The following is a 15001-nucleotide window of genomic DNA, read 5'->3' as shown; positions in this document are numbered from 1 at the left end:
TATCAAATAAATTCTAAAACAATAGTACTATCTTAGTGCCTAGCCTATTTTTATCACTTATCAGACGTATCGCTATCTGTTTTTTTAGCCAATGTACTGTCTTTTTTTAAGTTTACATTGGTGTCAGGCTGTTCGGTTACGGTAGCGCCTTCTGGCAAATAACTGCCTGTGGTCATTTGCAACGTGGCCTGCGTATCTTCTGCGCTGCGGCTACGGGCTTTGTCCAAACTTGATGCAAATGCACTGCGTATCAGTTGCCATACAAAACCAACGAACAACCCTGCGACCAGTATCACCAATATCGGCAGCATATTGGCAACCGCGCCTGCGTAATCTTTCATCATCACAGCATAGACGACGCTAATACTGGCTGGTGCAAGCTCGCTCGGATCACCAAGCGCTGTACCTGGTGCTAGTAATACTGCAAACAGAACCATCCAGCTCATACCGCCCAATGGTTTTGGCAGTACACGAGCAACGAGTATCCATAGTACTAGTACCAAAACAGCACCGCCCAGATAAGCATACATAGGCAAATCAGCGGGCGGGACATCCTTTACCATTTGGCCCCACCAAATGGCAATCTCACCGAGAATGTCACTGATAGACTCTAGCGGTAAGCTATGTAAGATATTTTTTAACCAGTCCATGCGTGTTTATTTACCTGCGTTTATCGCCGGTGACACAATCTGTGTCTAGCGGTATATGTGCGTTCTGTAGAACCAGAATGAGGCCAAATACATAATGAACTTGTGCATTATGTAGGCTTATATATGCATTGCGTAGGGTGTCAGTTTATCACGACTTTCTACTTAAATGCATGTGAGCAAATGTGTCGTAGGTTTTTATCAACGCTGTTTTCAAGGTAGCGTACTGATATTTCCTACCATACTTACTTGCTGACAAATCCATTAATTATAGATGCTGTCCTGCGATTCACGAGCACGCAGTTCTGCTTGGCGGCGCATCACATCTTGCGGCGGCAACTGCACAAAGTAACCTTGAGACTGTAGTTTTGCCAGTACTTCTTCTTTGTCGACACGAGCGAGCTTATCTTTAGTTGATAAGTCCAGATGCATGACGAACTTACTACGGCCTAAACCTGCACGGAAATCTTTTGGTAATACACCAAGCCAGTCTTTGATTTCATCAGTATCATCAGGATAATCAGGACGCGCAATGTAGATATACATGTCGTCGTGTTTGGGAAATTTATAAATATCGCAATGCATAAAAACCACCTATCAGAAACTATGGGCGTAGGTTAGCATATTTCAGGCAAATACCAGTAGTCGCTTTGCGTTTTGCTATGGTAATTTTTGTCAAAACACACAGATAAAACGCTGATATGAGCGATAAAAATATCGTTGTAAAACATAACCTATTTAACAGACTGCCCTATCAAAACATCATTTTTGCCAAATTTATTTATTTTAATGGCTTTGATGACTTGTAAAAGCGCTTTGAACCTTTCATAATAAAAGCGTTTTTCAGGAGAGAGTTTATCAGCATCGTTTTTGTATTGAACCCTATTGGTTATACAACTATCGCAATTGCTAGATAACCACCGAAGGCGCATCCACCCTGCCAATCGCTCAGGTAAAAGGACTGAAAAACGCATGTCACTGTTGTTTGATAATGTTTAGTAGTATGACGCTCATAGCGCACTACTTTTTTATCAAACATAAGGCATAACAAATCTGGAGAGTGGTAAGCACGGACGACGTCTTACCCACCGAAGGGGAGAAAATACGCTATCATCGATGATAGGGCTCATATAAATGCCCAAGAATGATAATTCGTGTTGAAAATCTCAGGTCACAGGACAGATAGGGCTTTAGCTCAAACTGACGTATAGCGTCTGTTTGGCTTACGTCTTCATCTTTGCTTTCTGTGTCACCCTTTGATGTGATATTTGCACCTTGCAATATTGCTTCTCGCTACTTTTACGTTGCGCATCACTCCTTACTCTGCCGAGTACGACTGATGTACACATAAGGATTTGTTATGACTGATACCCATTCTCAAGACATTACTTCTCAAAACCAAGCCCCTCAGCGCACCCCTTTTTACCAGTCTCATATTGATAGTGAGGGCAAATTGGTCGATTTTTCTGGTTGGGAATTGCCCATTCATTACGGTTCACAAATCGAAGAGCACGAAGCGGTACGTACAGATGCAGGTATGTTTGATGTCTCACATATGGTTGTGACTGATATCAAAGGCGCTGATACCAAAGCATGGCTACAAAAGCTACTCGCAAACGATGTCAACAAACTCACTACCGCTGGTAAAGCGCTGTACTCTGGCATGCTCAATGAGCAAGGCGGCGTCATCGATGATTTGATCGTCTACCTCATGAACGCAGAAGAAACTGAGTACCGTATCGTCTCTAACGCAGCCACTCGTGACAAAGACTTAGCACAGTTTAATAAAGTCGCTGAAGGCTTTGATATTACGATTACCGAGCGTCCTGAGCTTGCTATGCTTGCCGTGCAAGGTCCAAATGCTATTGCAAAACTGGCTCAAGCCAAACCAAGCTGGGCAGATACTTTAGCAGGACTAAAACCTTTCGTTGGTGCTGACTTGACCGATATCGAAGGCACCGATTGGTTTGTGGCTCGTACTGGCTATACTGGTGAAGATGGCGTCGAAGTCATTATGCATGCCGATGATGCCCCTGCTTTTTTTGAACAACTAAAAGCAAATGGCATCAAACCTGCCGGTCTTGGCGCACGTGATACTTTGCGTATGGAAGCGGGCATGAACCTTTATGGCCATGACATGGACGAAACCATCATCCCTTACGAGTGCAACATGGGCTGGACGCTAGCGCTCAAAGATGAGCGTGCCTTTGTCGGTCGCGAAGCATTGGTCAGCAAACGTAAGCAGTCAAAAGAAGACAACACCGCTATGAAGCAAGTGGGTCTGCTATTGACCACGCGTGGCGTATTGCGTGAAGGCATGACAGTGACTATCAATCAAGGCACTGACAATGAGCAAACCGGCATTATCACCAGTGGTACATTCTCCCCTAGCCTAAAAAACTCAATCGCGATTGCCCGTGTGCCTGCCAGCTTATCAGAAGATGACAGTGTACAAGTCGATCTACGCGGCAAAGGTAAATTCGTCGATGTACGCGTATTGAAGCTACCTTTTGTCCGTAACGGCAAGCAACAGTTTGACTCTTAGGTCTTATAAATTCTATCATTAGAGCGCGTTGTCATTTTACATACGATTATAAAAGTGACGACACGCCTAGCCTCCATTATTTTTGTTAATTAACCTCTATCACTTAGGAGAGAGACCATGAGCAACATCCCAGCAGAGCTAAAATATATTGCGAGTCACGAGTGGCTACGCCTAGAAGACGACGGTACGATCACTGTTGGCATCACTGACCATGCTCAAGATCTATTGGGTGATGTGGTATTCGTTGAGCTACCAGATGTGGGCGATATCATCGCTGTCGATGACGAAATCTCAGTTGTTGAATCAGTAAAAGCGGCGTCTGACGTTTATGCCCCTATTTCAGGTGAAGTCATCGCTATCAACGAAGCACTAGAAGATGATCCTGAAATCATCAACTCTGACCCATACGGCGAAGGTTGGTTCTTCAGAATGAAGCCTGACAACATCGCTGACTACGAAGCACTAATGACTGCTGACGAGTACGAAAGCGATTTATAAGCTAAGCACGTAAGCTAATCATGCTCTCGCAAGACATTAACATTTGTAAGATATTAGCTCGTACAAAGCACTAGCCCCGACTAAACAACATAGATACTGGCAGCAGCTGGTATCTATACTCCCTATTTAAACGATTTAAAAACCTTTCTCATTAAAAGTATTGTCTTAGTGACCATGCTTGTTATTTGAAAGCAGCTTTATATATAGATCTCCAACAATCATTATCGTCCGATGTTATTGCTCTCAAGCGTTATCTCATTGACTCGTATTGATCACCTCTTCGAATTCCAATGAATACGTACTATCAATAACGACGCAAACTGATAACCCAATTCTCAGCATGGATCCTAATATGAATGCCAACACCGATAATAAAGACCCCATCGCCACACCAAACCATACACCGCAGCTACAAGCCTTTCGCGATATCGTAGAATCACGCCGTTCCGTGCGCCGTTTTACTGACACGCCCATCCCTGACGACGTACTGGCAGACTGTCTGCGTTTGGCCATGCTAGCACCAAACTCTAGCAACTTACAGCCGTGGGAGTTTTATGTTATCGATGATGCTGACAATCGCAAACGCGCCATCAAAAACTGTATGAACCAAAACGCGGCAAAAACATCGGCGCGCTTAATCGCTATCGTTGCTCGCACCGACATCTGGCGTGAGCATGCTCAGCAAATATTGCGCGAATACCCTGATCAGCCAGTCCCTAAGAAAGTGAAAGACTACTATAACAAAGTCGTTACGATGGACTTTTTGCGCGGCCCAGCCAACGTGGTTTCGGCTGCAAAATGGGGCGCCACGCAAGTGGTCAGACGCGTCAAAGGCCCTCTCAAATCGCCTTACTATACCTTTGAAGACACCAAAAACTGGGCAACCAATAACACCGCGCTTGCCGCCGAAAACCTAATGTTGGCACTACGTGCTCATGGTTTTGATAGCTGTCCTATGGGCGGCTTTGATGAGCCTGCCATGAAAGCGTTGCTCAATCTTAGCGACGACCATCATATCGTTATGATGATTGGCGCAGGTGAGCGTGCTGACAATGGCGTTTACAACACCCAATTCCGCTTTGATCAAAAACAGTTTGTGCATTACGTATAACGTACCGCTCACAGTGTTTCCTTAACTGCTCACAATGTTTTCTTAATTGCTATTTTGTTTATTACTCCCTTAACCAAGGATTGTCATGACTATCTCTCAAAACCCATCGTTTGATACCTTTCAAGGATTGTTCAACGAAGCTGAATTTGTCTATCACCACTTAGGTTCGAATGAGACCAAGCAAGCTGACCTACTCAGCGCTGTTGGTTATAAAGATATGCAAAGCTTTATCAATGACACTGTGCCTGAGCCAGTACGTTTGCACAAAGAATTGGATTTGCCAGTGGCGATGAGTGAGCACGCTGCACTTGCCAAACTGCGCACGATGGCAGACGACATCACTGTCAACAAGAGCTATATCGGTCAAGGCTACTCTCCTGTTCGTATGCCGGCTGTCATTCAGCGCAATGTGCTCGAAAATCCAGGCTGGTATACCGCTTATACGCCTTACCAAGCGGAAATCGCTCAAGGTCGTCTAGAAGCATTACTGAACTTCCAACAAGTATGTATCGATTTGACTGGTCTTGAGCTGGCTGGTGCATCATTGCTTGATGAAGCAACGGCAGCGGCAGAAGCAATGGCGATGTCAAAGCGTGTGAGCAAAAGCAAATCAACACAGTATTTCGTCGATGAGCGTGTCTATCCACAAACGCTGGATGTTATCAATACTCGTGCGAAATACTTCGGTTGGGAAGTCGTTGTTGGTGATTTTGAAACGGCTAAATCAGGCGACTATTTCGGTGCGCTATTCCAGTACGTTGGTGCTGAAGGCGACGTTAAAGACTTAACAGACGTCATCAGTGCCGTAAAAGAAAACAAGACCTATGTAAGTGTCGTCAGTGACATTATGAGCTTGGTGTTATTAAAATCACCAGCCGATATGGGTGCCGACGTAGCGCTAGGTAGTACTCAGCGTTTCGGTATTCCAATGGGCTTTGGCGGTCCACATGCCGCTTATTTTGCGTTCTCTGATAAAGCCAAGCGTTCAGCGCCTGGTCGTATCATTGGTGTCTCAAAAGATGCACAAGGCAATACTGCATTACGTATGGCTCTACAAACGCGTGAGCAGCATATCCGCCGCGAAAAAGCCAACTCAAATATCTGTACCTCACAAGTATTGCTAGCCAACCTCGCTGGTATGTACGCGGTATACCATGGTCCAGACGGCGTGAAGCGTATTGCCACTCGTATTCATGCGTTTGCCACTGCGTTTGCTGATGCTATCACAGAATCTAATGACAGCAGCTTGAGCGTGGTACATGATCAATTCTTCGATACAGTCGTGGTTGATTGTGGTTCAGAGAAGCTTGCTACTCAAATTTTCAAAAATGCAGACAACGTTGGCTACAACTTATGGCGTCTAAGCGACACCAAATTGAGCGTTGCCTTTAGTGAAACCAGCGATCAGCAAGATTTCAACACCTTGACTCAGCTATTCGTCAACAAGTCACACGACCTACCTGAAACCGCTCGCGTCTCTCTAGATAGCGCACACTTGCGTACGGATGATATCTTGACTCATCCAGTATTCAACTCGCATCACACCGAGCATGAAATGCTACGCTACCTAAAGTCGCTTGAAGACAAAGACCTAGCGATGAACCGCAGCATGATTTCACTGGGTAGCTGTACCATGAAGCTAAACGCCACCAGTGAGATGCTACCGATTACTTGGCCTGAGTTTGCCAATGTGCATCCTTTTGCACCGCGTGATCAAGTTACTGGCTATATCGCGATGATCGATAGCTTGCAAGATCAATTAAAAGCCATTACTGGTTTTGATGATGTCTCTATGCAACCAAACTCTGGTGCTTCTGGTGAATATGCTGGTCTGTTAGCAATTCGCCGTTATCATGAATCACTAGGCGAAACCAATCGCGATGTTTGCCTGATTCCTATGTCGGCGCACGGTACCAACCCTGCTACTGCCATGATGATGGGTATGCAAGTAGTCGTGGTCAAAACTGATGAAAACGGCAACGTTGATATCGACGACTTAACCGCCAAATGTGAAGAGTACAGCGATCGCCTAGGTGCTTTAATGATCACTTATCCATCGACGCACGGTGTGTTCGAAGAAGGCATCCGTCATATCTGTGATTTGACCCACAAACATGGCGGTCAGGTCTATATGGACGGCGCGAACATGAATGCTCAGGTAGGCATGATGCAGCCTGCAGACGTTGGGGCTGATGTACTACACATGAACCTGCACAAAACCTTTTGTATCCCGCATGGCGGCGGTGGTCCAGGCATGGGCCCTATCGGTATGAAGGCGCATTTGGCAACATTTATGGCCAACCATACGCTAAGCCCTGTGCATAATGCACAAAAAGACTGCTCAGCGGTATCGGCTGCGCCTTATGGTTCAGCGAGCATCTTGCCTATCTCATGGATGTACATTGCCATGATGGGCCGTGATGGTCTGCTAAAAGCGACCGAGCTTGCCCTGCTAAACGCTAACTACGTAGCAGCTGAGCTAAAAGGTCACTACCCTGTCCTGTATGCAGGCAAAAACGGCCGCGTGGCGCACGAATGTATCATCGATATTCGTCCGTTAAAAGAGGAGACTGGTATCACTGAAAGTGATATCGCTAAGCGCTTAATGGATTATGGTTTCCACTCACCAACGATGAGCTTCCCAGTCGCTGGCACGCTGATGATTGAGCCCACAGAGTCTGAGTCAAAAGAAGAGTTGGATCGCTTTATCAGTGCGCTAAAATCTATCAAAGCTGAAGCCATGAAAGCCAAAGCTGGTGAAGATAACTGGACGCTAGAAGACAACCCATTAGTCAATGCACCGCATACGGCTGCTATGATTACTGGCGAAGAGTGGACGCATCCTTACAGCCGTGAGACTGCTGCATTCCCACTGCCGTACATCCGTGCAAACAAGTTCTGGCCAAGTGTCGCTCGTGTCGATGATGCTTATGGTGACAAGAACTTAATGTGCTCTTGCCCAAGTATCGAAAACTATATGTAGTTATTATTTCGGATAGTTATTCTCTGTAGTAAAAAACCTCCAAGTCAGCAGCTGACTTGGAGGTTTTTATTTGTCTGACTTTTTATCTATTACGTTAGCAGGTAATATTATCAATAAAATAAACGATAAGAACTCAATGTAATAAAAGCTTATATTGATAATAAGCTATTCATCCTAAATTTCTGAAGCAATCATTTGGACACTGCTATGCAACATAAAGCGCCTAAACAAAAAACTCGCGTCATTCTAATACATGGGCTACACCAAACCCCATGGATCATGCGACCATTAGCCAAGCGCCTGCAATCAGCAGGATTTGATACCCATCAGTACGGCTACCGTAGTATGCGTGATGGTATCAAAACCAATAGCGCCCGCCTAAATAGCTGGCTAGAAACAAACCATCACCCAGATCATCCTATAGATTTGGTAGGGCATAGTTTAGGTGGTTTGATCATTCGTGATTTTGTCGCTCAGTATCCAAAATGGCAAATTGGACGTTGCGTGACGCTAGGGACACCACATATAGGCAGTGTTTGTGCAGATTATATCTGGCGATTAACTCCTGCTGTCGTAGGTCGCTCGTATGTCGACGCCCTCGACGGCACAGTCGCGCCATTGCCCAAACATGTAACGCTAGGCGTTATCGCTGGCAACCGCCCTTATGGTCTAGGTCAGCTATTCTTACAATATCATAATCGCAAACTGCGCAAATCTGACAAGCCACCCCTTAACGAGCAGCTTGCACATGACGGGACAGTATATATAGAGGAGACGAAAATAGAGTCTGCAGCTGATCATATCATCATGCCAGTCTCACATACTGGCATGCTAGTAAATCCAGAGGTCGCCGAGCAGACTCGATACTTTTTAGAGCATGGACGATTTAAACGCTAAGAGCTGTATGAATACTTGAAGGTCAGTTTTCAGTCTTATCGAACGATTTCTTGTTAAACGGTGCCTTATTAAACACCGTATTATCGAACGATTCCTTATTGAACACGAATACCCATGCCCTGCTGCAGTTCGGTTTTATGCTTTTTGATGACTGGAATTAAGATTTTAACAACCCAATCGTTACGCCAACCTTTTAGCCCTTGCGGCAGTTCGCTCACGTCTTTATCAAGAGCAACCACTTCATATAATTGCCCTAGCCATTTTTTGCGCATCAATACGCTAGCAGGTATACCGATTTCGCGCGCATGCTCATCAATCGCTTGCTGCACTGCTTTTGATAATACTTTATTTTTTGAGCGATATGGTGGCACTAGACAGTCTGGATGCTCTGTAGGGGGTAGACTCTTGGCATCTCTGATTACTTTCAGCAGCTCTTCGCCATATAGTCGCAGCATACTACGGTGCATGGTCGTTTTATGTGCCAGCTCGCGCATACTGTTTGGCTTTTCAGTGACAATCTCACGTACTGCTTGTTTTTTTATCACAAAGGTACGGGGTTGATTGGTCGCACGTGCCAGCTCTTCTCGCCATGTAGCCACTCCTTTGAGTATCGCCATTTGCTGTGAGTTATAGCGATAATCTGCCATCGTTAGATACATCGCTTCATCTTCGACGTGTTGCGTATCATACAAATCACTGGCATAGAGCTGACAGTCGGCCCAGACATAATCATATAAACCTTGCGCCTTAAGCTCATGCTCGATACTGAGATACAGCGCTGGCAAATAACGCACATCATCGATAGCATATTGCTCTTGTTCATCTGTCAACGGACGCTGGAGCCAATCAGACTGACTATGTTCTTTATCGATATGCATATCTAGCTGATCAGCCAGTGCCTGCTGATACCCCATTTGCAATTGACCCGTTAGATAAGACAACGCTATTTGCGTATCAAATATATTGGTCAATGGCGGACAACCAGATAGCAGATAAAAAATACCCAAATCTTCGCCACAGGCATGCCAGATAGCTACATCTACTTTGCGTAGCGCTTCCCACAGCTCAGCCAGTTGCAACTGGGGTGCATCCAGCAAATAAACATGATTGCCAGTATTTAATTGCACCAGTGCCAAGCGCGGATAATAAGTGTCGCGCTTGATAAACTCGGTATCTAAGGCCACGCGTCCGCAAGTCGCTAAGGCATCGATGACCTCATCTAAATCGCCTTGCTTACGTACCCATGTAATAGCAACGTCATCAGCAATATCCAATAGTGAATCAATATCTAGCACCTCAGCATCTGGAGTATTAGACACTGACTCAGATGAAGTGGCTGCTGACATTGGCTCAGTATTAGCGGCTTCTTGTAATGAGCCATCATTATCCAATAGTGCATCAATATCTAGCAACTCAACATCTGGAGTATTAGACACTGAATCAGATGAAGTGGCTGCTAACATTGGCTCAGTATTAGCGGCTTCTTGTAGTGAGCCATCATTGATATCAGAAGTATTTGATTGAGCTGAGGCGTTTGAAACGTTATTGGACACGGGCAGATACCTGCATTAATAGGAGAAAATAAAACGCTAAACCGCGCCTTAATAAAATTAAAAGATAAACAATAATAAAGTAATTATAGCAATTCCAAGAAATGAATTGGGTAAGACTTTGAAGCAATCAAAACATTATAAAAAAGAACGATTTTGCATAGCTTGACCAAGCGTCATACTATCCAGATACTCAAGCTCACCGCCCATCGGGACACCTTGTGCTAAGCGCGTCACTTTATTGACATGACGACTGACAGCTTCACTGATAAAGTGCGCAGTAGTCTGCCCTTCGACAGTCGTACCTGTTGCCAGTATCAGCTCTTCGACAGGTTCTTGCTTCACTCGCCATACGAGCTGATCAATATTTAAATCATCAGCGCTGACACCATCAATTGGCGATAGATGCCCGCCCAACACAAAATAACGACCACGGTAGCCAGCTGTCTGTTCAATCGCCATCACATCTGCTGCTGTCTCGACCACGCATAGCAGACTGTCATCACGTCTAACATCTTGGCAAAGCGGACATACAGCCTCATCACTAAAGCTATGGCAACGTTGACATTCAACAATATCACGCATAGCTTCATCTAGTGCTTGGGCTAGTGCCATGCCTTGTGGGCGTTTTTTACTGAGCAGATGTAGCGCCATTCGTTGGGCACTTTTTTGACCGACGCCTGGCAATATACGCAGCTGTTTGACCAGCTGATCAAATTTGGCTGTAAGCAAAGTAGCTTCCTTTAGTTGACTTTATCTAACTGAATTTATAAATCGTAGCTATAAAAATGGGGTCGTATCGTATCGATAACAACCCCATTTTTGTCTTTAGTATGAAGTATTTAATGCTTAAAACATGCCTTGCATACCTGGTGGCAGACCCATACCTGAAGTCGCGCCAGCCATCGTTTCTTCATATAGTGCATCTGCTTGACGAACCGCATCATTAATAGCAGCAGCGATAAGATCTTCAATCATATCTGGCTCATCTTCTAGCAGACTTGGATCAATAGTCAAACGCTTAACCACATGACGACCAGTCATCGTTACTTTAACTAAGCCACTGCCCGCTTCTGCTTGTACTTCTTTATTAGCAAGTTCTTTCTTAGCGTTTTCAACGTTTGCTTCTACTTTCTTTTGCATCGTTTGTGCTTGTTGCATCAATGCTTGAATGTTCATAGTTGCCTCTTTTGTTATTTATGGTTTGTATTTTATGCTAGTGCGTATAGTAATGAATAATTAACAACGTAAAGTTAATGCAATGCGTTAGTGCAGATTATACCGTTATCTTTACAAACTGTCTAAACCACGTGCTAAGTCTTTGATAATATCGTCTACATCTTCTAGACCTACCGACAGACGAATCAGGCCATCTTTAACGCCTGCTTCAGCACGGGCTTCAGGAGTCAGGCGGAAATGTGTGGTCGTTGCAGGATGCGTAATAGTGGTTTTGGCATCGCCCAAGTTATTGGTGATAGAGACCATTTGTGTTGAATCAATCACATGCCACGCCGCTTCTTTGGTATCACGGCTATCAGATGCCTTGACTTCGAAGCCCATGATAGCACCGTAGCCATCTTTCATATGATGCTGACGTGTGGCAAGTTCGTGTGCGCTATGATTGCTCAAGCCTGAAAAGTGCACGGTACTAACGTTGGGATGATTGACCAAAAACTCTGCGACTTGATTGGCATTGTTACAGTGCGCCTGCATACGTAATTTAAGCGTCTCCAGTCCTTTGGTGAATACCCATGCATTAAACGGGCTCATGCTGATACCACCTGAGCGCACCACAGTAAAGGCTTCTTGCATCAGCTTATCACTACCAACCAACGCACCGCCCAACACTCGTCCTTGTCCATCTAGATATTTGGTCGCCGAATGAATAACCACGTCTGCGCCCAAGTCTAGTGGGCGCTGTAATGCTGGCGTGGCAAAGCAGTTATCAACGACTAGTAAGATATCATTGGCTTTACATAGCCCACTTAAGTAACCGATATCGCAAATCTGCGCCAGTGGATTACTTGGGCTTTCACAATAGATCACTTTGGTGTTTGGTTGAACGGCATTGGCCCATGCTTCATTGTCAAAGCAATCAACATAGCTAACTTCAACGCCAAACTTGGCCATATAGTTATTAAACAGCCCAATAGACGAGCCAAATAACTGATTGGCAGCGAGCAGATGGTCACCCGCTTTTAGATATGCCAAGCACATGGTCAGGATTGCACCCATACCAGAGGCCGTTGCAACCGCACGCTCACCGTTTTCTAGCGCGGCGAGACGACGCTCAAAAGTACGGACGCTTGGGTTGGTATGACGAGAGTAAACGTTTCCTGTCTTTGTACCGTCAAAATGTGCCGCAGCATCAGCGGCTGATTGATAAACATAAGAGCTGGTCGTAAAAATCGGCTCTGAATGCTCGCCCTCGTCGGTACGGTGTTGACCTGCCCGCACAGCAATCGTCTGCATACCGTAATCTAATCCTAAATCTAAGGCATCGTTACGCCAGTTTGGATCTAACCCATCGTTTGAGTTTTTTTGGTTCAAATTATTCTCATCTTTCGTTTGCGACTGACTCATAGACGTTCCGTTGCTTTGTTTTGGTTGGTATAAAAGGACTGCTTATTTTTTTGATTATTAAGCAAATTCATCAGCGTTATCATAACATGCCGACTTATTCCACACATCTGGTTTCAGATAACTTCTAATTATTAATTTTGCCTATTAAAATAACTGTATGTTCAATATGACAGCCATTATGCAGATTTAACCGACAATAAATCACGATAAAATCAATCGTCAAACCTAACAAAAATAACGTATTTATAATAGGCAGATATGCTAACAGCTGCTAAGCTTAGCAACGATTTGAATTTTGGCGTTGGTGATATTTTTATAGACCGTCCAATCAATGCTATCATCCTTAAAAATAGATGAACAATTTCAGCAAATTACTTATCCATGCATTTTATTTATCAGTATATTTAGGCTCATCAAGGTAAATTCGTTATGTCGATGTTCAGTATAGAACCAAGCAGCTTATCGTTGAGTCTGACACTTGGGCTGACTTTAGGTCTGAGCGCTTGCCAGAGCCTACCCAAACAGCCACATCTACCTGAGAGCCAAGCGCTATCAGCGCGAGTCAATGCTTTATACCAACAAGAAGACAGCCCAAAGATTGAGCAAAATACAGCGACTACAACCAACAATACTGATCTAGTGGCCGCTGTTAGTGCGCAGAATGAAATTCATCCTGATTTGTCAGGCTATCATCCGATCGTCACTGGGGCAAATGCGTTCGCCGCCCGTAGTATGTTAACAGGTATGGCCACGCGCAATATCGATGCGCAGTATTATATTTGGCATAATGATCAGGCTGGCCAACTGCTATTAAAAGACTTGTGGGAAGCGGCTGAGCGCGGTGTGATCGTGCGTTTGTTGTTGGATGATTTTAATAACAGTGCAAAGTTTGATCAGCACCTATTACGTTTTGCGAGCCACCCTAATATCGCGGTGCGTATCATCAACCCATTAATGCACCGTAAGTTTTCAACATTGAACTACGTCACAGGTTTGCCGCGTATCAATCGCCGTATGCACAATAAAAGCATGACGTTTGATAAACAGATTACCATTATCGGCGGACGTAATATCGGTAATGAGTACCTGAGTAACGATCAAAGCAGCCAGTTTGCGGATTTGGATGTTTTACTGATTGGTAAAGTCGTCGCAGACATTGATAATAGCTTTGCCAGTTACTGGTCATCGCCGCTGTCGTTTGACATCGAAACTTTAGCCAAGTTCGACGATGACGTCACGCCTGATTTTTTGAAGGCATTAGACAAGCTGGGTATAGATGAGGAAAATAACGAAGGCAGTAGCTTGACGGTTTATAAAGCCGCCATCAAAGACTCGACGATAGACACTGATCTGATCAACAAACGCGTGCCGTTTCGTTGGACAGACATGCAGTTTTTGAGTGACGATGTTGGCAAGCTGTCCAAAAGCGTCTCATCTGAGACCAACTTGGTGCATCAACTGCGTACGTTACTCGGTAGCCCAACCAAAAAACTGACAATCATCTCGTCTTATTTTGTCCCGACCAAAGATGGGGTCGATACTTTGGTGAAGCTCGCCGAATCTGGCGTTGATATCAAAATATTAACCAACTCATTTGATGCAACCGACGTGACCGCTGTTCATTCTGGTTATAGTCAATGGCGCCCTAGCCTACTGCGGTCAGGCGTAAAAATATACGAGCTAAAATCAACGGCAGCTGAAGAAAAACGTGACAATAAACTCTGGCGTGCACGCAGTCAGTCATCAACCAGCCTACATGCAAAAACGTTTGCGGTAGACGACTATCAAGTGTTTATCGGCTCCTACAACGTTGACCCTCGCTCTGCCAATATCAATACTGAAATGGGTGTAATCATCAATGATGATGAGTTGGCAAGACAGCTGCACGGGGCGCTGAGTGATGATTTACTAAACCAAGCTTATGAAGTTAAGCTGCTAGACAACGGTAGCTTGGAGTGGCACACCATGGAAGATGGCAAAGAAGTCGTTTACGAGTCAGAGCCACGGGTCGATATGAGTGATCATATCTGGCTTACTATTATGTCTTGGTTACCCATTGACTGGCTGTTGTAGATATATAGCTTATTAATTTTGACAGTTCTAGAACACTTAGTTTTGCGACTCAGTTGTATTAAGTAAACAAAGTACTATTCAAAAACTTTTATTTTAAACCCCAACTTATTGTTT

General features: G+C 44.7%; 12 protein-coding genes and 2 riboswitches. Of the genes, 6 read left to right on the top strand and 6 right to left on the bottom strand.

Annotation, left to right across the window (positions count from 1 at the left end; translation table 11 throughout):
- Positions 1-53: 53 nt before the first annotated feature.
- Positions 54-650: a hypothetical protein gene (locus tag JMX63_RS00650; RefSeq protein ID WP_201570019.1), complete on the bottom strand. Its 597-nt coding sequence runs from the start codon at positions 648-650 to the stop codon at positions 54-56.
- A 261-nt stretch (positions 651-911) separates the two neighbouring features.
- A complete protein-coding gene (locus JMX63_RS00645; protein ID WP_057760762.1) occupies positions 912-1232 on the bottom strand; it encodes a YcgL domain-containing protein in 321 nt (106 codons plus the stop codon).
- 249 nt (positions 1233-1481) lie between these two features.
- Positions 1482-1621, top strand: a riboswitch (glycine riboswitch).
- Between the two features lie 69 nt (positions 1622-1690).
- A riboswitch (glycine riboswitch) is annotated at positions 1691-1839 on the top strand.
- Positions 1840-2007: 168 nt separating this feature from the next.
- Between JMX63_RS00645 and gcvT the strand changes: the two genes are divergently transcribed.
- The 5 genes from gcvT to JMX63_RS00620 all read left to right on the top strand — a co-directional run bounded on the left by gcvT (position 2008) and on the right by JMX63_RS00620 (position 8681).
- Positions 2008-3192, top strand: coding sequence for a glycine cleavage system aminomethyltransferase GcvT (gene gcvT / locus JMX63_RS00640; protein ID WP_201570017.1), 1185 nt, complete (start codon positions 2008-2010; stop codon positions 3190-3192).
- A 117-nt stretch (positions 3193-3309) separates the two neighbouring features.
- On the top strand, positions 3310-3690 hold the full coding sequence (gene gcvH, locus JMX63_RS00635) for a glycine cleavage system protein GcvH (protein WP_057760766.1): 381 nt from the start codon (positions 3310-3312) through the stop codon (positions 3688-3690).
- Between the two features lie 352 nt (positions 3691-4042).
- Positions 4043-4801 (top strand): nitroreductase family protein, encoded by a 759-nt coding sequence (locus JMX63_RS00630; protein WP_201570009.1) that lies wholly within the window; start codon positions 4043-4045, stop codon positions 4799-4801.
- An 85-nt stretch (positions 4802-4886) separates the two neighbouring features.
- Complete coding sequence (gene gcvP, locus JMX63_RS00625) at positions 4887-7784, top strand: aminomethyl-transferring glycine dehydrogenase (RefSeq protein WP_201570007.1); 2898 nt, start codon at positions 4887-4889, stop codon at positions 7782-7784.
- 207 nt (positions 7785-7991) lie between these two features.
- Positions 7992-8681, top strand: a complete 690-nt coding sequence (locus JMX63_RS00620) for an esterase/lipase family protein (RefSeq protein WP_201570005.1) — start codon at positions 7992-7994, stop codon at positions 8679-8681.
- 95 nt (positions 8682-8776) lie between these two features.
- On the opposite strand, the gene JMX63_RS00615 is transcribed toward JMX63_RS00620, so the two are convergent.
- From JMX63_RS00615 to JMX63_RS00600, 4 genes are all read right to left on the bottom strand, one after another.
- Positions 8777-10234, bottom strand: coding sequence for a ribonuclease D (locus tag JMX63_RS00615; protein WP_227673191.1), 1458 nt, complete (start codon positions 10232-10234; stop codon positions 8777-8779).
- A 135-nt stretch (positions 10235-10369) separates the two neighbouring features.
- Complete coding sequence (recR, locus tag JMX63_RS00610; protein WP_057760773.1) at positions 10370-10963, bottom strand: recombination mediator RecR; 594 nt, start codon at positions 10961-10963, stop codon at positions 10370-10372.
- 117 nt (positions 10964-11080) lie between these two features.
- On the bottom strand, positions 11081-11410 hold the full coding sequence (locus tag JMX63_RS00605) for a YbaB/EbfC family nucleoid-associated protein (RefSeq protein WP_045445429.1): 330 nt from the start codon (positions 11408-11410) through the stop codon (positions 11081-11083).
- Positions 11411-11521: 111 nt separating this feature from the next.
- The gene (locus JMX63_RS00600; protein WP_201569996.1) at positions 11522-12814 is read right to left on the bottom strand and encodes an O-succinylhomoserine sulfhydrylase; all 1293 of its coding nucleotides are present in this window, start codon (positions 12812-12814) and stop codon (positions 11522-11524) included.
- Positions 12815-13243: 429 nt separating this feature from the next.
- Here JMX63_RS00600 and JMX63_RS00595 point away from each other — a divergent pair, with 429 nt between their 5' ends.
- A complete protein-coding gene (locus JMX63_RS00595; RefSeq protein ID WP_075106542.1) occupies positions 13244-14887 on the top strand; it encodes a phospholipase D family protein in 1644 nt (547 codons plus the stop codon).
- Positions 14888-15001 lie beyond the last annotated feature (114 nt).

It is taken from the genome of Psychrobacter nivimaris (genome assembly GCF_904846365.1).
GTDB lineage: Bacteria > Pseudomonadota > Gammaproteobacteria > Pseudomonadales > Moraxellaceae > Psychrobacter > Psychrobacter nivimaris_B.
The sequence above is the reverse complement of the archived record's forward strand: the minus strand, read 5'-3'. Positions and strand labels throughout refer to the sequence as shown.